Source organism: Chromobacterium sphagni, assembly GCF_001855575.1.
In the GTDB taxonomy this organism is placed as follows: domain Bacteria; phylum Pseudomonadota; class Gammaproteobacteria; order Burkholderiales; family Chromobacteriaceae; genus Chromobacterium; species Chromobacterium sphagni.
Window position 1 is genome coordinate 1,979,878 of record NZ_MKCS01000001.1, and the last position, 21,694, is coordinate 2,001,571.

A 21,694-nucleotide genomic window follows, 5' to 3' on the forward strand; every position below is an offset into this window, starting at 1 on the left:
GGCTCAGGCGCTTTCGTGAACCAGCACCTCGCCGGCTAGCGAGTGCGGGCGGGCTTCGGTGATCCTGACGTCTATCATCTGGCCCAGCAGCCGCGGATGGCCGATGAAATTGACCACGCGGTTGTTGGCGGTGCGCGCCGCCAGCATGGCGGCATCCCGGCGCGACACATTTTCCACCAGCACGCGCTGCACGGTGCCGACCATCGCCTGGTTGATCTCGAAGCCCCTGGCCTCGATGACCTCGTTCAGCGCTTCCAGCCGGCGCACCTTTTCCGCGTGCGGAGTGTCGTCCGGCAGATTGGCCGCCGGGGTGCCGGGACGCGGACTGTAGATGAACACGTAGCTGAAGTCGAACTCCAGCTCCTTCACCAGCTTCAGCGTCTGCTCGAAATCGGCTTCGGTCTCGCCGGGGAAGCCGACGATGAAGTCCGAACTCAGCGCCAGGCCGGGGCGGATAGCGCGCAGCTTGCGGATGATGGACTTATACTCCAGCGCGGTGTAGCCGCGCTTCATCGCCATCAGCACTCGGTCGGCGCCGCTCTGCACCGGCAGATGCAGATGCGAAACCAGCTTGGGCAGCTTGGCGTAGCAGTCGATGATGCGCTGGGTGAATTCGCGCGGGTGGCTGGTGGTGAAGCGGATGCGTTCGATGCCGGGCACCTCGTGCACGTATTCCAGCAGCAGCGCGAAGTCGGCGATCTCGCCGTCGGCCATCAGGCCGCGGTAGGCGTTGACGTTCTGCCCCAAGAGGGTGATTTCCTTGACGCCCTGGGCGGTCAAGCCGGCGATTTCGGTCAGCACGTCCTCGAATGGACGCGATACCTCTTCGCCGCGGGTGTAGGGCACCACGCAGAACGAGCAGTACTTGGAACAGCCTTCCATGATGGACACCATGGCGGCGGCGCCGTCCACCTTGGCCGGCGGCAGGTGGTCGAACTTCTCGATCTCCGGGAAGGAGATGTCGACTTGGGCCTCGCCGCTTTCGCGCTTGGCGCGGATCATTTCCGGCAGCCGGTGCAGCGTCTGCGGGCCGAACACCACGTCGACGTAGGGCGCGCGCTTGACTATGGTGTCGCCCTCCTGCGAGGCGACGCAACCGCCCACGCCTATGATCAGGTCGGGGCGGGCTTCCTTCAGCGGGCGGACGCGGCCCAGGTCGGAGAAGACTTTCTCCTGCGCCTTTTCCCGCACGCTACAGGTGTTGAACAGGATGACATCGGCTTCTTCCAGATTGTCCGTCTTGACCATGCCTTCGGTACTGCCCAGCACGTCCGCCATCTTGTCGGAATCGTACTCGTTCATCTGGCAGCCGAAGGTCTTGATGTATACCTTCTTCATTGCTACTCGGGTTTCCAGCGGTTCGGTTTTAAGGCGCGGCCTGGGTCTGGCGTTGCTTCAACGCCGCAATTTCATCGTCGCCCAGCACCCAGATGCGGTTGATATTGCCTTGAGGATCGAAGGTCACGCCCACGGTGCGGTCCTTCAGATCGTTCAGTTGTCCGCTCAGCATAAAGCGGTTGTAGGCGTCGAAGACGCGCAGGCCCGGCGACAGCGCAAAGCGCGGCGGCGAGACGGCGATCAATCCGCCCAGCCGCTGCAAGAAGGTCTGGTCGGCGCGGACGAAGGCGATGCCTTCGGCGTTCTGATCGCCCAGCTTGCCCATCACCAGGCTGTCGGGCAGCAGCCTGCCGGCGAGAGCGGGCAGGACCAAGCATAGCAGGCACAGCGTGGCGACGAGTTTTTTCATAGCAAATTGAACACTTTGCGCGCGATTCTACCATAGGCGGCCGGCCGGGTCGGCCCGGCCGAAATGTTTATAGCATTTCCCGCGCTCACTCGGCGACCGGCGCCGCCGGCCGGTAGCGCTCCGCCAGCGCGAACATCATTGGGTTGAGCAGGATGGAGACGATCGCCCCGGCCAGGATCAGCGCCTGGCCGCGCGGGCTGAGCAGGCCCAGCGACATGCCCAGGCCGGCCAGGATGAAGGAGAATTCGCCGATCTGCGACAGGCTGGCGGCGATGCGCATGCTGGTGGCGTGGCTGCGGCGGAACAGCCGCACGATGCCGTAGGCGGCCAGCGACTTGCCCAGCACGATGATCAGCACGGTGGTCAGCAGGATCAGGGTGTCGTCCAGCAGCACTTGCGGATCCAGCAGCATGCCCACCGAGACGAAGAACAGTACCGCGAAGGCTTCGCGCAGCGGCAGCGACTCTTCGGCCGCGCGGTGGCTGAACGGCGACTCCGCCATCACCATGCCGGCGAAGAAGGCGCCCAGCGCGAAGGAGATGTTGAACAGCTGGGTGGCGCCGTAGGCCACGCCCAGCGCGGTGGCCAGCACGCCCAGGCGGAACAGCTCGCGGTTGCCGGTGTGGACGATGCGCTCCAGCATCCACGGGATGAAGCGGCGGCCGACCACCAGCATTAGCGCGACGAAGGCCGCCACCTTGCCCACCGTCAGCGCCAGCGTCCAGCCTAGCTGGCCTAGCGTGGGCGCGGCCTGGCTGCCGCCCAGCGCGCCGGCGACTGCCGGCAGCAGCACCAGGGTCAGCACCATGACCAGGTCTTCCACTACCAGCCAGCCGACGGCGATCTTGCCGTCCTCGGTTTCCAGCCAGCCGTGTTCCTCCAGCGCGCGCAGCAGCACCACCGTGCTGGCCACCGACAACGCCAGGCCGAATACCAGGCCTTCGCCCAGCGGCCAGCCGAGGAAGCGCGACAAGCCCATGCCGAGGATGGTGGCCACCGCGATCTGCACCAGCGCGCCCGGCACCGCGATGGCTTTGACCGCCATCAGGTCCTTGATCGAAAAATGCTGGCCGACGCCGAACATCAGCAGGATCACCCCCAGTTCGGCCAGCTCCGGCGCCAGCGCGGTGTCGGCGTGAAAACCCGGCGTGAACGGGCCCACCAGGATGCCGGCGCACAGATAGCCCACCAGCGGCGGCAGGCGCAGGCGCAGCGCCAGCATGCCGAAGGCGAAGGCGAATACCAGGCCGCCGACTATGGTGGAGATCAGGGGGGTGTCATGGGGCATGGGCAGAATTCCGGTTGAATGACTGAGTGTTATAGAGACGGGATATCGAAAGCCTAGTTCCAATTGATTTGCTTATATGTTTCATCTGATTGGCGGCGTTCGACCCGCCCGAGGGCGGATCGTTCGAACAATGGGCCATGCCCCATTGTACTGGATTGAGGTTTCCGCCTGGCGGGGGATGCCGCCGCGAGGCCTGCTTTCTCACAGGCCCGGAGGCGGAGTGGCTTCACGCCGGTTCGGCGAAAAAGCTCTGCATTTGCAGCAGCCGCGGCATCACCGCCAGTGGTGGCAACTGCGGCTGATGGGGCGTTTCGGCCAGGCCCAGCGTGGCCAGCGTGCGCTGACAGATGAACTCCTTCCAGCGAGCCGCTTCGATGCCGGTCCAGACCTGGCGGGTCGGCGCGTCGTGGCTGTCGACAAATTGGATCAGGCCGTCATTCCGGCCCAGGCTCAGGCAGCGGAACACGTAGCGGAAGACGTAGTCCGGCGCCGGCTGGCCCAACAGGCGCGCGCGCAGCGTATTGGCGATGCCTACCGCCGCCGGCAGAGCGGCGGCGCAGCTCATGCGGCAGGGGCCGCTTTCCGCTGTGGCGATGGCGGCGCAGTCGCCGGCGGCCAAGATTTCGGGGTGGCCGACGCTGGCGAGGCTGGCATCCACCAGCGCCTGGCCGCGCGCGTTGACGCTGAGGCCGGCCGCCCTGGCTAGCGGCGATGGCGCGAAGCCGGCGGAAATGAGGCCGATGTCGAAGTCCAGCGTGCCACCGCGCTCGAAACGGGCGGTGCCGTCCTGGCTGGCTATCACCCGCGCGTCTTGCAGCCAGTCGATGCGCTTCTGCCGGGCCGACTGGATCAGATAGTCCACTGCCTGATGGCTGAGGCCGCCGGGTTGGCTGCTGGCGGCCAGTCGCCCGGCGTCCGCCAGCGTCACGCTGGCCCGCGGCCAGGCGTCAGCGATCTCGAAGGCGCTTTCCAGGCCGGACAGGCCGCCGCCGACGATCAGCACCCGCGCGTCCGGTTGCGCCTGCAGATGCCGGTGCAGGATGGCGGCCTGGATGGGCGAGTCCAGCGGCAGCAGCTGCGGATCGGCCAGGGCCGGGTCTTGCGCGATGTGGCTGCCCAATGTCAGCGCCAGGTAGTCGTATTCCAGCTCCAGCGCCTCTCCGGCAGGGGTTTGCGCCTCGACGCGCCGCGCATGCGGGTGGATGGCGCTGGCCACCGCCTGGACAAAGCGTATGCCCAGGGGAGCGAGCGTTTGCTGGTAATCGAAACGCGGAAGGTTTTGACCGGCGGCCACCTGATGCAGGCGGATGCGCTCCTGCCAGTGGCTGGAGGCATCCAGCAGGGTGATGTCGCTTGGCGGCATGGCCGGATGGGCCAGGCGGCGCGCCAGGCACAGGCCTGCGTAGCCGCCGCCGAGGATCAGGATTCTGGCGGGAGGAGGGGGGAGCGTGGTCATGGTGAGCTTTCTTGCGTCGATGAATGCCCTCCATGACGAGGCAAGCTTTATCATTGTGACATCGACATGATTTTTCCTGGGTTGATACCATGCATCTGCCGCTGTTTATGCAACATCGCCCCCGCCTGCTGGCACTGGGCTACCGCATGCTGGGCTCGCGCGCCGAGGCGCAGGATTTGGCGCAGGAGGCCTGGTTGCGTTGGAGCGAGTGCGATCTGGAGGGGATCGCGGCGCCTGGCGCGTACCTGACGCAACTGATGGCCCGCCTGTGCTTGGACCAGATCAAGTCGGCGCGGCGGCGGCGCGAGCAATATGTAGGAGTCTGGCTGCCGGAGCCGCTGGCGGACGGAGACGACTGCCTGGCGGCGGGGCCGGAGCAACTGGCCGAGCGGGCGCAGCAACTGTCCTACGCTTATCTGTTGGCGTTGCAGAGGCTGGAGCCGCTGGAGCGCGCGGCTTTTCTGCTGCGCGAGGTGTTCGATGTCGAATATCCGCAACTCGCGGCGATTCTGCAGCGCAGCCAGGCCGCCTGCCGCCAGCTGGCCAGCCGGGCGCGCCGACGGCTGCAAGACGGCGGACAGGCAGTGCCGGCGCGGCCTCCCGGCGATCCGCAGGCGTTGGCGGAGGCCTTCGTCGATGCGCTGCAAGGTGGCGATGTCGATAGGCTGGCGGGTTTGCTGGCGATGGATGTCCGCTATCAGGCGGACGGCGGCGGCAAGGCGTTGGCGTTGCCGGCGCCGCTTGCCGGCCGGCGCGCGGTGTCCAGGCTGCTGCGCGGTTTGTGGCGGCGCTCCGAGCGCAAGGGCGCGGCATGGTGCGCGCAACGGCTCAATGGCATGCCCGGCGTTCTGGTGTGGGAGGAGGAGCGATTGCTGATGAGCGTGGCTTTGCAATGCGATGCAGTCGGCCGGGTGTCCGGGCTGTACGTGATGCGCAACCCGGACAAGCTGGCCCACCTAACAGCCGGTGGATGCGGTCAGAAACGTTCGAACGGCTGTAGATAGCGCCACTGTCCCGGCTTGAGGCCGGAGAGCGCCAGGCGGCCGATGCGGATACAGCGGGCGTCCTGCAATTCTATTCCCGCCTCGCGGCAGATGGCCTCCAGCTGGCCCGGACGCGGCGCGTGCAGCACGCAGCGCAGTTGGCGGTCGCTCTGGCGGTTGATCTTGCAGTTGCGCAGCGGTTTGCCGTCCAGGCGGACGGCGGCGACGCGTGCCTTCAGTTCTTCGGCTGCCGGCGCGGCCGCCACTTGCAGCAGGAATTCCATCTCGCAGTCGGCCAGTTTGCGCAGCAGGCGCTTGTCCTGGGTCAGCACCACCATGCCGTGGGCGGTGTCGTCCAGCGCGCCGGCCAGCCACAGTTGCTGGCGGTGGCGCGGCAGCCATGCCTGTTCCGCCTTGTCTTCCGGCGCGCGACTATCCGTTCCCAGCAGTTGCGCCGGCGCTTGCGCGGCGCCAGCGGGCTTGTTGAGCAGCATCGTCACCGGAAGGTCCGCCAGCAGCTGCGGCTTGCCGGTCAATTCGATCTTCTGCTCCGGCAGCACCCGGCTGCCCAGCACGGTCACCGTTTCGCCATCGACCTTTACCAGGCCCTGCTCGATGCAGGCATCGGCTTCGCGGCGCGAGCACAGGCCCAATTCCACCATGCGCTTGGACAGGCGCACGCTTGTATCATCCATTGGCTACATCCTTGCGTGTGTGGCCGGCGATTATCCGTTGCCGGCGCACGGCTGACAAATCCAGTGTAGCGGGCTGGCGGCATGAGATGCGCGCCGCGATCCCAAGATGATTTTATCGGTCATTTGCTTGTAAAAATATTTGATTTAATATCTATTATGATAAACATTTTATTTGATTGTGGCTAGAGCCAGCCGGTGGAAGCCGCGTTGAGCGCGCATGGTCTTCCCCCGCGACTGCCTAGCGAGGCGCGGCGCGTGCCGGCTTGCGGGATGCTTAGTAAAGCGCGGTGGCAGCTGAGCAAACTAGGTGAATTTTAAAAAGGATATTGAAGATGAGCACATCCATGGAGTCTAGGAATGCCGCAGCGGCAAAGAACATGCCATTTACCGGGAATATCGAGGCGGTAGAAGGGCGCAAGCTGAGTAATTTTCAGAAAGCGGCGGCTCAGCAAACGTATGGCGCCATGTTGTGGCAGGCCGAGGGCGGGGGATCGTCCGACAAGGTGAACAAGTATGGTTATGCCGGGAAATACCAGTTGGGCAAGGCGGAAAGGCAGGCGATTGGCAAACAGCTGGGCTTCATTGACAAGCGCACAGGAGCATGGACCGGCAAGGATGGGGTGCATAGCCTGCAGGATTGGTTGAAGAGTCCCAAAGCGCAGGATGAGTTCTTCCAAGCCTATACCAGGGAAAACTGGAAAACGCTGGAACGCTTGGTTGGCAAGGAAAAGCTGAAGGCGGTGATCGGAACCAAGATTGCCGGGATTACCATGACCGAAAGCGGCATATTGGCCGGGGCGCATCTGGGCGGCGCGGGGTCGGTGAGGGACTTCATCAATAGTGGCGGCAAAACGATCGCGGTCGACGGCAGTGGGAAAAAATCAACGGATTACATGGCGATGGGTGCCAATAAGGATGTCAGCAGCGTAACCGGCAATCCGCACCGAGTCTTCAAAGATATCGGTACCTTGGATAACAAAGAGCATTCATACCATGTCGCTGGGCTGTCCGGTTTGACATATATCCACACCAACAAGGATAAGGAAAAGGTCACAGTCCATGTCAAGGTCAGGGAAAGTGAAAACTATCAGGACATGCATGAGCTGGCATTGAAGCGGAGCGGGATGGAGAAAGCGGCGCAAGCCGGCAAATCCGAGCTTGCCAATAGCAAGCTGTCCGGCCAGGCGGCATCACAGGACAAATCCACGCCGCCGCGGCAAGCGGACAAGACGCATTTGCCATCGGCGACGCAGCCCGCCCAGTCGCAAACTGCCAAAGTTCCGCCGGTATCACCCCTGCCAGCCCAAGCGGCTTCGGCTACGCATGACCGGTCATCTCAGCCTGCTGTTCCGGTTCCGCCTCCAGCGGTTGCCGCGCCTGCGCAAGCGGCGGAACAGGTACGGACGCTGTTGCCGGCTGACCAAAAGCACTTGGCGCAGGAGGCCAGGAGCGTCTTGCAGGCGCTACAGCAGCGCGATGCCCGCCTGCAGAAGCTGGATGCCGCGCAACTGGACAATCTGAGCGGGCAACTGGCCGCCGACGCCGCGCGCCAAGGCATGGCCAAGATCAACGGCGCGGTGGTCAACGCCGCCGATCCAGGCAAGATCAGTCTGGTGGGAACGGATGTTGGCAACAAGCCGCAACAAGTCAGCGCGGCGTATGCCGCTGCGCCAGCCGCATTGCGGCAGGGCAAGCCGGCGCCAGTGGCCGCCGAGCCGGTCCCGGCGGGCGCTACCGCGGCGCAACCTGTCCACGCGCCGGCCGCTGCTGCCGGACTGACCGCCGCAGTCAAGCCGCAGTCCGAGCAAGCGAAATCCGTCCCGGAGCAAGCGCACAAGCCCGCTCCACATCCGCAGCAGACCCAGGAAGCTCGCGCGCCGGGCAAAACCGCTCCGGTTGCGCATGTTCAGCCGCACGGGGCGCAGCCTGCCGATCATGCTCAAGCCAAATCGCATCATCCGCAGCCGGTACAGGGCGCAGACCGCGGCTCGCGAATGGTCAACGCCGCGCTGGAGCATTTCGGCGACGGTACTTTTGAATATGGCCGCGGCGACATGGCCGGCCAGTTGGCCAACAAGAAGAAACCCAACGGCAATCGCATCGATGGCAGCCGCCTGGAAGAGGACAAGGATAAAGATGGCAAGAAAGGCGTGGATTGCTCATCGCTGGTGTGGCGCACGCTGCAGCTGGGCAATACCAAGGTGACCGACGATTTCAAGAGCGCGGCGAACTTCACCACCCACACCTTGTTCAACGGCGGACACGGCGGCCAGCATCCCCATGCCAATGTAAGCGACTACGCCAAGCGCAATTTCAATCTGATCGACAACAAGAAAGACCTGCAGCCGGGCGACATCCTGATGTTCAAGATGGAAGGCGGCGGCCAGCATGTGGCGGTCTACAAGGGCAAAAACGAGAAGGGCGAGCAGATTTTCTACGGTTCGCAAACCTCCACCGGACCGGCGGAAGTCAATCTGAGCAGTAACCCCTATTGGAGCAAGCAGGATTTTCTGGGCGCTTTGCGGCCCAAGGACGACTTCTACAAACCGGAAGCCGGCCCTCAGGCGGCGCAACAGGCCAGCCAGCAGAGGGAGGCGGCGCGGCATCCGGGTTTGTCTGAAGGCAAGCAGAGCTTGTTGAACCAGGCTCAACAACATGTGAGCTCGATGCAGCAGCGCGATGGCAGGTTGAAGGATCTGGCATCGCACCATATCGACAACCTCAGCGCGGCGCTAGCGTTGGAGGGCTGGAAGAAAGGCATAGAGAAGGTGGGGGCTGTCGTGGTGAACGCCGTCGATCCCGGCAAGATCAGCATGCTTTACAAGAGCGCGGCCAACAAGGTCGAGCATGCCGCGGTGGAGTTGAAGGATGCGATCAAGCAATCGGCCCAGCATTCCCTATCTCTGCTGGCGGCGGCGCCCGAACACGGGCAGGAGCCGGCCAAGCCGCAGGCGCACCAGCAACTTGCCCGCGCCAAGCAGCCTGGCATGGGGATGTGAGAGCGGCCATCATCAGCGGTTAGCGACGGAGTCTGCTGTTAGCCGAGAGGGGTTTTGGGATTTTGTTGCTTGTATCAAACAGGCGTCATGGCGGAACATAGCAGCCGAGAAGCAATGCGTATGCCGAAAATTGAGATGAAGGAGTATGGAGTGCTGCGTAAAAAAAACCGTTGTGCGTTGGTTTTGTTGTTACTTATCTTGGCTGCCGGGCTGGTGATGAGTGTTTTTTTTGGCGTGAGCGTTCACGGGACCCGTATTGGTTTGTTCAGCCTCAGGCTCCAATGAGCTTTGATTTTAGAATGGATAAGCCTGGTCAAAAGGTGAATTCTGTTTTTTGGATTGTGCCAGGTAAATTTAATAAAAACTTAAATCGATATGGTTTGATTGCTAGGTTTGTTTTCAATAGACCGAAGGACGTGATTCCGGATTTGTTGGAGCATGTCAAGCTTGAGTTTCGGGTCAGTGTTTTTCATTTTAATGGTAAGCAGTGGTTGCCCGTAACCTTGTATGGGGAGCGTGTCGGAAAGAGTGAGGATGCGCATGGGGGTGTTTTTTTGTCGGGTCCTTTATCAGGCAAGCGTGGTGAAGATAATAAGTTGGTTTATATAGACCTTGATGTGCTTGATTATAAATTTGAGCCAGGGCAGTACTATGCAAGTGTTGAGCTTGTAAAAGGAGATGCTCGTTTGGCTGGGTTGCGTTCTAGAGTGGTGTTCGATCATATTGTTTATGGGAAGTAATTGAGATATTTGTTATGTCTTATACTGTGAGTGTTTATGTGGCAGCACCTGGGACAAAATTGTCTGGGGGTGGTTTTGACTCTAATGCGACTTCAGCTGCCGGCCATGTCTGGTATGGGATTTCCAACGGCAAGGCGTATGATGATTATGGTTTTTCGCCTAAAGAACATGGGTGAGCGACTGGGCTTGGTATTGTTGAGAAAGGCGATGCCGCCAAATATGCCTCGCCTTATTATATTCGAACAATCGAGATTTCGAAGGAGCAGTATGAGAGGTTGAAGGAGTATGGAGAGGCTGCCAAGAGTCAATCGGACACGTATTTTAATTTAAATTATAATGGAGCAACCAATAGTTGCATTGATTTTACTTGGAAAGGCTTGGGCCATGCTGGCCTGCATATGCAGATTTATGGCAATGCGGGTTTGCAGGAGATTACCAATTATGAGGGTTCTTTCAAGCCAGTCAGCAATGTTAGGGATTTCGACAGTATCCATACTCCTTTCCCCAGTAGTCCTTTGAACCGGCGCCAGATCAATCCGTTGCCGGCAGACCGGACAATACTGCAGAAGCTGCTTACAGAAAATGACGCGCTGTCGCCCGACAAGCAGAAATTCGCCATGCAAACCGCCAAGGCGGTGGAGGCGTTGCAGCAGCGCGAGCCCAGGCTGGCAGGGCTGAATCCCGGGCAAGTCGACAATCTGAGCGCGTCGTTGGCTAGCAGTGGCTGGAGAGGCGGCATGGACAAGGCCGACGGCGCGGCGCTCAGCGCCGCCGATCCGGGTAAGGCCATGCTGATCAGCCGCATCGGCGAGCAAAAAGTCCGGCACGCCAGCGTGGACGTGGGCAGCGCAGTCCAGCAGCCGGCCGCCGCATCGCTGGCGGCGCTGGCCGCGGCGCCGGAAAAAGCGTCGGCCGCGCCGGTCCAGGCAATCAAAACCGCCTCCCGGTCCTCTGCCGGCATGAATATGGGCTGATTGTCCGCATTGCATTTCTCTACCCTGTTAGTCCGCCGGCGCATGGCTGCCCGGCGGATTTTTTTGCCCATATTTTCGCCTCCGCGGAATGGGCCATTTGCCGAAAACGGCGATCCGCCTAATGCTGTTGCCAACCGTATGCCAGCCGACTGTCCCTTCGGTCAGTCGGTCAGGTCGGATGCCGCAAAGCTTGGCATCAGTCAAATGCCATTGAAATTGTCCAGCCTAGCATCTCCGCTTCCATTTACCCATCTAGCGGGGAAAACGCAGTGCAAGCCTTGAGAATCGTCCTGTTGTCCTCGGCCTTCAACGGCCTTACCCAGCGCGCCTGGCTGGAATTGCGCGAATCCGGCCATCAGCCCAGCGTGGTGTTGTTCAGCGATGCCGACGACGTCTGCCGGCAGATCGAGGCCGCCCGGCCGCAACTGGTGATCTGCCCATTCCTGAAAGACCGGGTGCCGGCGCGGCTATGGCGCGACAGCCCGTTTCCGGTGGTGATCGTCCATCCCGGCATCGTCGGCGACCGCGGCGCTTCGGCGCTGGACTGGGCGATTAGCCTGCAGGAGAAACGCTGGGGCGTGACCGCGCTGCAGGCGGTGGAGGAGATGGATGCCGGGCCGGTGTGGTCCAGCCGCGAGTTCGATCTGCCTGCCGGCCTGCGCAAGTCCGAGCTCTACAATGGCCTGGTCAGCGATGCCGCCATCTATTGCATACGCGATGTGGTGGAGAAATTCATCGGCGGCTATCGTCCCGTGGCGGTGGATTATGCCGATCCGGCGGTGCGCGGCCGGCTGCAGGCCAATATGAAGCAGGCCGACCGCGCTTTCGACTGGCATGCGCCGGCGTTGGAGATCAAGCGCCGCATCGACGCCGCCGACGGCCAGCCCGGCGTGCTGGCGAACCTGGCCGGCGGCCGTTATTACCTGTACGACGCGCACCTGGACCACCGCCGCGGCAGCCCCGGGGAAATATTGGCGGTGCACGACGACGCGGTGCTGGTGGGCACAGGCGACGCCAGCCTGTGGCTGGGCGCCTTGCGGCGTGCGCCGGAGGCCGGCGAGGAAACCTTCAAGCAGCCGGCGCGCCATCTGCTGGCCGGCTTGCTGGATGGCGTGCCCAGGCTGGAGTGGTCCGTCGCCAGCCATCCGCATTGCGAAGAATCCTATCAGCCCATCCGTTACCGCCAGGTGGGCAAGGTGGGCGAGCTGACTTTCGAGTTCTACAATGGCGCGCTCAGCACCGAGCAATGCCTGCGCTTGCAAGAGGCGCTGCAATGGGTCAAGCGCCAGGACAGCGAAGTGCTGCTGCTGCGCAGCGGCCGCGGCAGCTTCTGCAACGGCATCCACCTCAATGTGATACAGGCGGCGGCCGATCCTGGCGCGGAGGCCTGGCGCAACATCCAGGCGATAGACGACGTCTGCCGGGAAATCCTCACCGCGCCGCAACTGGTGGTGGCCGGCGTGGCCGGCAATGCCGGAGCCGGCGGGGTGATGCTGGCGCTAGCCGCCGACGTGGTGTTGGCGCGGCAGGGCGTGGTATTCAATCCGCACTACCGGACCATGGGCCTGTACGGTTCGGAATACTGGACTTACACCCTGCCGCGCGCGGTGGGCGCGGAGGCTGCAGTCCGGCTGTGCAACGACTGCCTGCCGCTTGGCGCGCGCCAGGCCTGGCGGTTGGGAATGGTGCAAGACATCGGACCGCGCGACGAGCAGGAATTCGGCCGCTGGCTGCTGCAGGCGGCGAAACAGGCGCTGTTGACTCCGGCCTGGCAAGTCTGGCGCGAACGCAAGCAGACGCTGGATCTGGAGCAGCTGGAACGGTGCCGGGAGGCGGAGCTGGCGGAGATGCGGCAGGACATGCTGTACAACCGCGGCCAGTTCGTCGAGAAGTGCCGCAACTTCGTTTTCAAGCGCAAGACCTGCGGCACGCCGCAGCGGCTGATCGCGCGGTGGGCGCGGGGAGAATAGGACCGCCGTATACTGGAAGCGTCCGCAGAGGGGGACGCTTCCTATCTTCCGTATCAGCATGGCGGATTCCCGCGTTTTCACCAGGAGGGAAGGCGCATGAACTGGCAAACCCACGAAGTGAGCAATCAGTACGACGAACTGGCCGACTACAACCTGCTGGGCAGCGATCTTGCGCTTGGCGAAGCGCTGGCGCGGGCGGAGGCGGTCTGGGCCGAACCGCGCTTGCTGGACTATGGCGCCCTGCTGGGCAGCGCCGAGACTTTCGAACTGGCCGAGCAGGCCAACCATTTCCCGCCGCAACTGCGGGCCTTTGATCGCCGTGGCCGGCGGGTGGAGCAAGTGGATTTCCATCCGGCCTGGCACCGGCTGCTAGCGCAGTACCGCGGCCAGGGGCTGGTGTCGCTGCCGTTCGAGGACGCGCGCCCAGGCCGCTGGTCCGCCACCTTGGCCGGCATTTACCTGCATGGCCAGGTGGAGGCCGGCACGCTGTGTCCGGCGACGATGACCCAGGCCTGCATCCCGGTGCTGCGGAAGGAGCCGGAATTGTGGGCGCGGCTGCGGGACAAGCTGTTCAGCCACGATTACGATAGCCGCGACCTGCCGCTGGAGCAAAAAGCCTGTGCCTGGATAGGCATGGGCATGACGGAGAAACAGGGCGGCTCCGACGTGCGCGCCAACGCCACCCGGGCCACGCCGCTGGGGCCGGGCGGCCGCGGCGGCGAATACCTGCTGCGCGGCCACAAGTGGTTCTTCTCCGCGCCGATGAGCGACGCCCACCTGGTGGTGGCGCAATTGGCGGACGGCGGACCGTCGTGCTTCTACGTGCCGCGCTGGCGGCCGGACGGCAGCCGCAACCCGGTGGCGATCCAGCGGCTGAAGGACAAGGTGGGCAATCGCAGCAATTCCAGCAGCGAGGTGGAGTTCCAGGATGCCTGGGGCATGCTGCTGGGCGAGCCCGGGCGCGGCATTTCCACCATCATTGAGATGGCCACCCATACCCGGCTCAACTGTGTGATCGGCAGCGCGGCGCTGCTGCGCCAGGCCTTGGTTCAGGCGCTGGTCTACGCCCGCCGGCGGATGGCTTTCGGCAAGGTGTTAGCGGAGCAGCCCATCATGCGTTCGGTGCTGGCCGACCTGGCGCTGGAAAGCGAGGCTGCGCTGCTGTTGGCGATGCGGCTGGCGCAGGCTTTCGAGCGGGACGACGATCCGCTCCAGCGCGCCTGGAAGCGCATCGTCACCCCGGCGGCCAAGTTCTGGGTGTGCAAGCGCGCGGTGGAGCTGAGCGGCGAGGCGATGGAGGTGTTCGGCGGCAACGGCTATGTCGACGCCGGGCCGATGGCGCGGCTGTTCCGCGAGGCGCCGGTCAACTCCATCTGGGAGGGCTCCGGCAACGTGATGTGCCTGGATGTGATCCGCGCGGTGCTGCGGGAGCCGGATGCCTGGCAGACGCTGCTGGATGAGCTGGCTGGCCTGGCTGGCGACGAAGCGGCGCTGCTGGCCGCTATCCAGTCTCTGCGCGCGCTGGCGCAAGCGGCGCCGGACCAGCTGGAGGCGCAGGGCCGGCGCTTTGCCCAGCAACTGGCGTTGACCGCGCAGGGGTGCCTGCTGCGCAGCCAATCCCCGGCCTTCATGGCGGATGGCTTCATCGCCAGCCGCCTGGCCGATGCGCAGTGGGGAAGGGTGGTGGGCGTGCTGGAAGTCGGGCGGATGGATGTAGGGTCCATCCTGCGGCGGGCGCTGCCTGGCTGATTTGAGCTATCTGCCGCCGGATGTCGCAGACTGCTCGGTTTGCATGCGGGGGGAAGATTGTTCAAGGTGATCCCCCGCACCATCAGCAGGCCGCCGCTGGTAATTGGCAGGCAGGCGCCTCGTCCGGCAGCCGCACCACGGTCAGCGGATTTGCTATGCATGCCTGGGGATCGCTGCTTATCCAACTCCTGTCGGGGGGCGGTTCTACTATTGGGCGAATGCCGTCTTCGGCGTATGCGGATAGGCCTTGTTGCGCAAATCAGTCCAGGCGGCGGCTTGGTAACATGGCAGCATGACCAAGCCCGCTCCCAAACAGTACCGAACCACCAACTGGAAAACCTACAACCAAGCTCTGATCCAGCGTGGCTCCCTATCCGTCTGGCTGAACACAAGCATGTCATGGCAGGCAAGACCGCAGGCGAAGCGAGGTCGGGCACAAACCTACAGCAATGCGGCCATTCCATTCTGTTCGGCCTGGCGTTGCGCAGACCATCGGCTTTGTGCAAAGCCTGCCGAAGATCGCGAACTTGGATTGGGCTGTGCCAGACTACAGCGCCCTCTGTCGGCGCCAGCAGACGCTGCAGGTCAACATCTCTTACCAGAAAAGCTCAGCCGCTTTGCATCCGCTGGTCGATAGTACCGGCATCAAGATGCTGGGCGAAGGCGAATGGAAAACCAAGAAGCCCGGCGCGGAATACGGTCGACAATGGATCTTGGCATCGACGCCCAAACCCAGCAAATCAGGGCGATTGAGATGACTGACAACCGCCAGGGCGATGCGCAAATGTTGCCTTCGCTATTGGCGCAAATCCCGGCCGATGAACCGATAACCTGCGTGAGCGGCGATGGCGCTTACGATACCAAGGCTTGCCATGGGGCGATTGTGGCGCGGGAGGCGGCGGGGGGCATTCCGACGCGCAAAAATGCCCGACAGTGGAAAGGGGCATCGCCCGAGGCGCGGGCCCGGAACGAAATTCTCCGCGCCACCAACCGACTTGGTCGAGCGATTTGGAAGCGCTGGAGCGGTTACCATCGCCGCAGCTTGGTGGAGGCGAAGATGCGTTGCTTCAAACTGCTGGGTGAAAGAGTAATGGCGCGGAGCTTTGATGGTCAGGTAGCGGAGTTGCAAGTTCGGGCCGCCATTCTAAACCGCTTCAGCATGCAGGGTCGTCCGCGCACAGTGGCTGTGGCATAAATCCCGTATGGAGAAAGGGGAGACTCACCCTGTTACGGATTTGCGCAACAAGGCCATCGGTCAGTGATCTTTGAGAGATGGATAGGCATGGAGTGAGGCCGATTATAAATGCCCATGCGGATCCGAAAAGCAAAAAAGCCAACTCTTGCAAGCTGGCTTTTTTACTTGATTGGTGGCGAATCAGGGACTCGAACCCCGGACCTGCGGATTATGATTCCGTCGCTCTAACCGACTGAGCTAATTCGCCGCGAAACCTGTCTGGGACAGTCTTCGGAAAACTGTGGTGGCGAATCAGGGACTCGAACCCCGGACCTGCGGATTATGATTCCGTCGCTCTAACCGACTGAGCTAATTCGCCACATTCACGGTGCGTCTGCACCGAGACGCGAACTATACGCAGCCGCCTGATGGCTGTCAACCGGCTTGTGCAAGTTTCTGCGCCGGATCACAGCGTATAGCAACGGTCGCCCTGGGCAAAGCCCAGCCAGTCTATGTCCACGCCCTTGCCGAAGCCTATCGCCTTGAAGGTCTCGCCCATCTCCTGCGGCGTCAAGAGCCGTTGCGCCGCCTTCGCTTGCGGCAGGTAGCGCATCACGTCGTTGGCGTCCAGTTGCTCCAGCAGGCCGACGATGCCGCAGTTGAGCAGGAATTGCGCCTGGCTGGCGTAGCCTATCAGGTCGAGCCCGGCATCGATGCCGCTTTGCGCCACCGCGCTGAAGTCGACGTGGCAGGTGAGGTCCATCAGACCGGGCAAGTAGAACGGGTCCTGCACCGTGTGGTGGCGGTAGTGGCCCAGCAAGGTGCCCATCGCGCGTTCCGGGTGGTAGTACTCGCGGGCGGCGTGGCCGTAATCGATCATCAGAATGGCGCCGCGCTTGAGCGCGCCGGCCAGCGTGGCGATGAAAGCGCGGTTGGCCAGGCTGATCTCGGTTTCGTAGCGCGGGATGTCCGGCACCAGTTCGGCGGCGAGGCCGGCCAGGCGCGCGTCGACGAAGTCGCGGTCTTCATGGCTGAAGCCATCGCCCCTTGCCGCCACGCCGCGTTGCCTGAGCTGGCGCTGTTCGTCGCGGAACACCATCTCGCACGGCATCGCGTCCAGCACTTCATTGCCTATCACCACGCCGTCCAGTTCTCGCGGCAACTGGCTGGCCCATTCCACCCGATCGAAATATTCCGGCAGCGCGGCGCGGATATTGTGTTGCTGGTGCTCGATCAGGTCCGGCGACAGATCGATGATCACGTATTTTTGCGGCAGTCGGCCCAGCGCGGCCAGTTCGCGCAGGAGGTCGATGGCGAGCTGGCCGGTGCCGGCGCCGAACTCGTAAACCATGCCGGCGGTTTGCGGCAGCAGCTCGGCCAACTGGCGCGCCAGCGCGCGGCCGAACAGCGGGGTGAGCTCCGGCGCGGTGACGAAGTCGCCGGCCTCGCCCAGCTTGTGGCTGCCGGCGGCGTAATAGCCCAGGCCGGGCGCGTACAATGCCATTTCCATATAATGCGAGAATGGAATCCAGCCGCCGGCGGCCTGGATGGTCTGGCGGATGTGTCGGCTCAGGGCCTGGCTGGTGGCCAGGGCTTCGGCGCTGGCGGCGGGTAGGGTGGTCATTTGCTTCGTCCTGCTACAATATGGCGCGATTGTGGTGCAATCGGCCCTCGGCGTGAAGAGGGCGCTTGCCGGCGCAACTGAATTCGATTGAGGAAGCAATGCTAACAGAGCAACAACAAGATGAGCGCGTGGTCCTGATTACCGGCGCGGCGCGGCGGGTGGGCGCGGGCATCGCCCGCCATCTGCATGCGCGCGGCTTGCGCCTGGTGTTGCATTACCGCGGCTCGCTCGCGGCGGCGGAACAGCTTGCCGGCGAGCTGAACGCGCGACGCGCCGACAGCGTGCGGCTGGCGCAGGCAGACCTGTTGGACGGCGCAGCGCTGCCGCGGCTGGCGGCGGAGGCGGTGGCGGCGTTTGGGCGTCTGGACGGGCTGGTCAATAATGCTTCCAGCTTTTTCCCCACCGAGGTTGGGCGGATAGACGAGGCTGCCTGGCATGATCTGATGGGCAGCAATCTGAAGGCGCCGCTGTTCCTGTCCCAGGCGTTGGCGCCGGAGCTGAGCCGGCGCGGCGGCGCGATCGTCGGCATCTCGGATATCCATGCGGAGCGGCCGATGGCGCACCATGTGGTGTACAACCTGGCCAAGGCCGGCCACGCGCAGCTGATCCGCAGCCTGGCTCTGGAATTGGCGCCTAGCGTGCGCGTCAACGGCGTGGCGCCGGGCGTCAATCTGTGGCCGGACGATGCCGAATCGTTCAGCGAGGCTGTGCGGGCCAAGATTGAAGCCTCCATTCCGCTGCAGCGCACCGGCGTGCCGGAAGACATCGCGCGCGCGGTGGCTTTCCTGCTGCTGGATGCGACGTATGTCACCGGCCAGATCCTGGCGGTGGACGGCGGCCGCAGCGTGGCGCTGTAGCCTGTTTGCCGCGCCCGCGGCAACGGGCAAAGCTCCGCCGGCGCCGCCCGGAAAATAGTTTGTCCGCCGCCGTGGATTTCGGCGGCGGAAAACAGTAAAATCGCCTGTTTTTCAATTTCTTAGCCGTACCCCATGTCCGAACAGAACGCCGCGCTCGACGACAAGGCCAAGAAGGCCGCGTTTGAAAGCAACAAACTGGCCAAGCGCCTGCGCCACCACGTCGGTGACGCCATCAATGATTTCAACATGATCGAAGAGGGCGACCGCGTGATGGTCTGCCTGTCGGGCGGCAAGGACAGCTACACCCTGCTCGACATCCTGCGCGGCCTGCAGAAGTCCGCGCCGATCAACTTCTCCATCGTGGCGGTGAACCTGGATCAGAAGCAGCCGGGCTTCCCCGAGCACGTGCTGCCGCAATATCTGCAGTCCGTCGGCGTCGAGTACCGCATCGTCGAGGAGGACACCTACTCCATCGTCAAGCGGCTGGTGCCGGAGGGCAAGACCACCTGCAGCCTGTGCTCGCGCCTGCGCCGCGGCATCCTGTACCGGGTGGCGGACGAACTTGGCGCGACCAAGATCGCGCTGGGCCACCACCGCGACGACATCCTGCACACGCTGTTCCTGAACATGTTCTACGGCGGCAAGCTGAAATCCATGCCGCCCAAGCTGGTGTCCGACGACGGCCGCCACATGGTGATCCGTCCACTGGCCTATTGCCGCGAGAAGGATATCGAGCGCTACGCCGAACTGCGCGAATTCCCTATCATCCCGTGCAATCTGTGCGGTTCGCAGCCCAATCTGCAGCGCCAGGTGGTGAAGGAGATGGTCAACGACTGGGACAAGCGCTTCCCGGGCCGCGTCGAGAGCATGTTCCGCGCGCTGCAGAACGTGGTCCCCTCGCATCTGGCCGATACCAGCCTGTTCGATTTCGCCGGCCTCAAGACCGGCGATGCGCCGTTTGACGGCGGCGACACCGCCTTCGACAAGGAAGCGTTCCGCGACCCCGCGCCGCCGCGGCACGATGATGGCGCGGATGCGCCGCAGCAGAAGCGCACCATCAGCATCCTGGACTCGCGCAAGCCGGCCAGCCAGGGGGAGAGCGGCTGTGGCGCGTAGGGCGCTGCATCCGTTCCGCCGCCGCGTGCGCGCCGCGGTGGAGGAAATGCCGGAAGTGGAGATCTCGGAAGAGGGCAATATCCGCTCGCTGCACCTGGGTTCGGAAACCATCCAGAGCTCGATGGACCTGGACGATCCGGCCGAGCTGGTGCTCAGCTACAGCCGGGCGATGATGGGCTTCCTGCTGTGGAACGACGCTCCGCAACATATCCTGCAGATCGGCCTGGGCGGCGGATCGTTCGCCCGCTTCATCGACGAATACCTGCCCGACGCGGTCAGCGTGGCGGTGGACATCAATCCGCAGGTGATCGCGGTGGCGCGCGCCTTCTTCCAGCTGCCGGAGGAGGGCGATTTCTTCGAGATCGTCGAGGCCGACGGCGCCGACTATGTGAAGATTTTCCGCGGCTCCACCGACGCCATCCTGGTGGATGGCTTCGACGGCCTGCAGATCGTCGACGCGTTGACCACCGAAGACTTCTTCGAGGACTGCAAGCGCGCGCTCAGCCCCAAGGGCGTGTTCGTCACCAACTGGTGGAGCGGCGACAAGCGCTATCACAGCTTTGTCGAGCGTTTGTTGAACGTTTTCGAGGGCCGGGTGCTCGAATTGCCTGCGGCCAGCCACGGCAACGTCGCGGTGATGGCCTTCCGCCAGAGCCCCGCGCTGACGCAGTGGGAAGCGCTGAAGAAACGCGCCGATGAGCTGGAGTACCGCTTCGGTCTGGAGTTCATCGAATTCGTCAGCCGGCTGAAGCAGACCAACCAGCAGACCGCCGGCCATCTGCTGATCTAAGAGCGTGGGCGAATCCGCTGGAAAATCGGTGCTCCGGTTACGTTTGCTTACCCAAAAGCGGCGGCAACGAGGCGTATAATGGCCAGTTCCACGCGCTTTGGCCGCAGGTTGCCGGCCTGTCCCCCGAGGCGGGCCGCGCGCGAACAATCAAGTCAGTACCGAGTTAACGGGCGGCAGACGGGCGTCTGCCGCTCAGGCTTTTACATCCTGTTGGGACATTCATCGTGATCAAGCAGCAACTGCTCAATCGTATCGCGGACAAATCCGCTGTGATCGGCATCGTGGGCCTGGGCTATGTCGGCCTGCCCCTGATGCTGCGTTTCGCCGAAGTCGGCTACAAGGTGCTGGGTTTCGACATCGACCAGAGCAAGGTCGATGCCCTGATGGCCGGCAAAAGCTACATCGAGCACATTTCCGCCGACAGCATCGCCACCGCGCTGGAGCGCGGCTTCGAGGCCACCACCGATTTCAGCCGCGTGCCGGAAGCCGATACGCTGATCCTGTGCGTGCCGACGCCGCTGAACAAGTACCGCGAGCCGGACCTCAGCTTCGTGCTGGACACCATGGACAGCCTGGTGCCCTACCTGCGCGAAGGCCAGCTGGTATCGCTGGAGTCCACCACCTACCCGGGCACCACCGACGAAGAGCTGCTGCCGCGGATGCAGTCGCGCGGCCTCAAGGTCGGCGACAACGCCTTCCTGGTGTTCTCGCCGGAGCGCGAAGATCCGGGCAACCCCGACTTCACCACCCGCACCATTCCCAAGGTGTGCGGCGGCGTCACCCCGGCATGCCAGGAAATCGGCGTGGCGCTGTACAGCGCGGTGATCGACAAGGTGGTGCCGGTATCCAGCACCCGCGCCGCCGAAATGACCAAGCTGCTGGAGAACATCCATCGCGCGGTCAACATCGGCCTGGTCAACGAGATGAAGATCGTCGCCGACAAGATGGGCATCGACATCCACGAAGTGATCCGCGCCGCGGCCACCAAGCCGTTCGGCTTCGTGCCCTACTACCCGGGCCCGGGCCTGGGCGGCCACTGCATCCCGATCGACCCGTTCTACCTGACCTGGAAGGCGCGCGAATACGGCGTCAACACCCGCTTCATCGAGCTGGCCGGCGAAGTGAACTCCAATATGCCGGACTATGTGGTGTCCAAGGTGGCGGCCGCGCTGAACCAGCGCAAGAAATCCATCAACGGCAGCCGCGTGTTGGTGCTGGGCATCGCCTACAAGAAGAACGTCGACGACATGCGCGAAAGCCCGTCGGTGTTCCTGATGGAAAAACTGCGCGACCTGGGCGCGGAAGTGGCGTACAGCGACCCACACGTGCCGGTGTTCCCGAAGATGCGCGAACACAAGTTCGACCTCAAGAGCGTGGCGCTGACGGCGGAAACCGTCGCCGGCTACGACTGCGTGCTGCTGGCCACGGACCATGACAAGTTCGACTACGCGATGTTGAAGGCCAACGCCCAGCTGCTGGTCGATAGCCGCGGCAAGTACCTGGAACCGGCCGGACACATCGTCAAGGCCTGA

At 63.3% G+C, this 21,694-nt stretch carries 17 protein-coding genes, 2 tRNA genes and 1 pseudogene; 12 read left to right on the plus strand and 8 right to left on the minus strand.

Annotated elements, in window-relative coordinates:
- Positions 1 to 3: 3 nt before the first annotated feature.
- From miaB to BI347_RS09445, 4 genes are all read right to left on the minus strand, one after another.
- A complete protein-coding gene (gene miaB, locus BI347_RS09430; RefSeq protein WP_071115760.1) occupies positions 4 to 1,338 on the minus strand; it encodes a tRNA (N6-isopentenyl adenosine(37)-C2)-methylthiotransferase MiaB in 1,335 nt (444 codons plus the stop codon).
- A gap of 28 nt (positions 1,339 to 1,366) precedes the next feature.
- A complete protein-coding gene (locus BI347_RS09435) occupies positions 1,367 to 1,747 on the minus strand; it encodes a hypothetical protein (RefSeq protein WP_071114303.1) in 381 nt (126 codons plus the stop codon).
- 85 nt (positions 1,748 to 1,832) lie between these two features.
- Positions 1,833 to 3,035 carry a cation:proton antiporter domain-containing protein gene (locus BI347_RS09440; RefSeq protein ID WP_071114304.1) on the minus strand — a complete coding sequence of 401 codons (1,203 nt, stop codon included), beginning with the start codon at positions 3,033 to 3,035 and terminating at the stop codon, positions 1,833 to 1,835.
- A gap of 226 nt (positions 3,036 to 3,261) precedes the next feature.
- On the minus strand, positions 3,262 to 4,491 hold the full coding sequence (locus BI347_RS09445) for an NAD(P)/FAD-dependent oxidoreductase (RefSeq protein ID WP_071114305.1): 1,230 nt from the start codon (positions 4,489 to 4,491) through the stop codon (positions 3,262 to 3,264).
- Positions 4,492 to 4,598: 107 nt separating this feature from the next.
- Here BI347_RS09445 and sigJ point away from each other — a divergent pair, with 107 nt between their 5' ends.
- A complete protein-coding gene (gene sigJ / locus BI347_RS09450) occupies positions 4,599 to 5,495 on the plus strand; it encodes an RNA polymerase sigma factor SigJ (protein WP_204378025.1) in 897 nt (298 codons plus the stop codon).
- Here the strand turns inward: sigJ and BI347_RS09455 are convergent.
- Complete coding sequence (locus BI347_RS09455; RefSeq protein WP_071114307.1) at positions 5,468 to 6,169, minus strand: S4 domain-containing protein; 702 nt, start codon at positions 6,167 to 6,169, stop codon at positions 5,468 to 5,470. The genes sigJ and BI347_RS09455 overlap by 28 nt on opposite strands.
- Positions 6,170 to 6,546: 377 nt before the next feature.
- On the opposite strand from BI347_RS09455, the gene BI347_RS09460 reads away from it, so the two are divergent.
- The 7 genes and pseudogenes from BI347_RS09460 to BI347_RS09485 all read left to right on the plus strand — a co-directional run bounded on the left by BI347_RS09460 (position 6,547) and on the right by BI347_RS09485 (position 15,796).
- The gene (locus BI347_RS09460; RefSeq protein ID WP_158020758.1) at positions 6,547 to 9,168 is read left to right on the plus strand and encodes an XVIPCD domain-containing protein; all 2,622 of its coding nucleotides are present in this window, start codon (positions 6,547 to 6,549) and stop codon (positions 9,166 to 9,168) included.
- 87 nt (positions 9,169 to 9,255) lie between these two features.
- On the plus strand, positions 9,256 to 9,453 hold the full coding sequence (locus BI347_RS09465; protein WP_071115763.1) for a hypothetical protein: 198 nt from the start codon (positions 9,256 to 9,258) through the stop codon (positions 9,451 to 9,453).
- On the plus strand, positions 9,450 to 9,908 hold the full coding sequence (locus tag BI347_RS23520; RefSeq protein ID WP_139167197.1) for a hypothetical protein: 459 nt from the start codon (positions 9,450 to 9,452) through the stop codon (positions 9,906 to 9,908). Before BI347_RS09465 ends, BI347_RS23520 begins: the two co-directional genes overlap by 4 nt.
- A 275-nt stretch (positions 9,909 to 10,183) precedes the next feature.
- Positions 10,184 to 10,882, plus strand: a complete 699-nt coding sequence (locus BI347_RS09470) for an XVIPCD domain-containing protein (RefSeq protein ID WP_139167198.1) — start codon at positions 10,184 to 10,186, stop codon at positions 10,880 to 10,882.
- Between the two features lie 269 nt (positions 10,883 to 11,151).
- Positions 11,152 to 12,852 carry a hydrogenase maturation protein gene (locus BI347_RS09475; RefSeq protein ID WP_071115765.1) on the plus strand — a complete coding sequence of 567 codons (1,701 nt, stop codon included), beginning with the start codon at positions 11,152 to 11,154 and terminating at the stop codon, positions 12,850 to 12,852.
- 96 nt (positions 12,853 to 12,948) lie between these two features.
- The gene (locus BI347_RS09480; protein ID WP_071115766.1) at positions 12,949 to 14,601 is read left to right on the plus strand and encodes an acyl-CoA dehydrogenase family protein; all 1,653 of its coding nucleotides are present in this window, start codon (positions 12,949 to 12,951) and stop codon (positions 14,599 to 14,601) included.
- A gap of 292 nt (positions 14,602 to 14,893) precedes the next feature.
- Positions 14,894 to 15,796: pseudogene (locus tag BI347_RS09485) on the plus strand (IS5 family transposase).
- Between the two features lie 170 nt (positions 15,797 to 15,966).
- Here the strand turns inward: BI347_RS09485 and BI347_RS09490 are convergent.
- From BI347_RS09490 to BI347_RS09500, 3 genes are all read right to left on the minus strand, one after another.
- Positions 15,967 to 16,043, minus strand: a tRNA-Met gene (locus BI347_RS09490).
- Between the two features lie 34 nt (positions 16,044 to 16,077).
- A tRNA-Met gene (locus BI347_RS09495) sits at positions 16,078 to 16,154 on the minus strand.
- 87 nt (positions 16,155 to 16,241) lie between these two features.
- Entirely contained in the window at positions 16,242 to 17,399 is a 1,158-nt protein-coding gene (locus BI347_RS09500) for a class I SAM-dependent methyltransferase (protein ID WP_071115767.1), read from the minus strand.
- A gap of 98 nt (positions 17,400 to 17,497) precedes the next feature.
- Here BI347_RS09500 and BI347_RS09505 point away from each other — a divergent pair, with 98 nt between their 5' ends.
- The 4 genes from BI347_RS09505 to BI347_RS09520 all read left to right on the plus strand — a co-directional run bounded on the left by BI347_RS09505 (position 17,498) and on the right by BI347_RS09520 (position 21,694).
- The gene (locus tag BI347_RS09505) at positions 17,498 to 18,256 is read left to right on the plus strand and encodes a pteridine reductase (RefSeq protein WP_071114314.1); all 759 of its coding nucleotides are present in this window, start codon (positions 17,498 to 17,500) and stop codon (positions 18,254 to 18,256) included.
- A gap of 132 nt (positions 18,257 to 18,388) precedes the next feature.
- Complete coding sequence (gene ttcA, locus BI347_RS09510; protein ID WP_071115768.1) at positions 18,389 to 19,372, plus strand: tRNA 2-thiocytidine(32) synthetase TtcA; 984 nt, start codon at positions 18,389 to 18,391, stop codon at positions 19,370 to 19,372.
- 46 nt (positions 19,373 to 19,418) lie between these two features.
- Positions 19,419 to 20,162 carry a polyamine aminopropyltransferase gene (locus BI347_RS09515; RefSeq protein ID WP_071114413.1) on the plus strand — a complete coding sequence of 248 codons (744 nt, stop codon included), beginning with the start codon at positions 19,419 to 19,421 and terminating at the stop codon, positions 20,160 to 20,162.
- Between the two features lie 227 nt (positions 20,163 to 20,389).
- The gene (locus tag BI347_RS09520; protein WP_071116386.1) at positions 20,390 to 21,694 is read left to right on the plus strand and encodes a nucleotide sugar dehydrogenase; all 1,305 of its coding nucleotides are present in this window, start codon (positions 20,390 to 20,392) and stop codon (positions 21,692 to 21,694) included.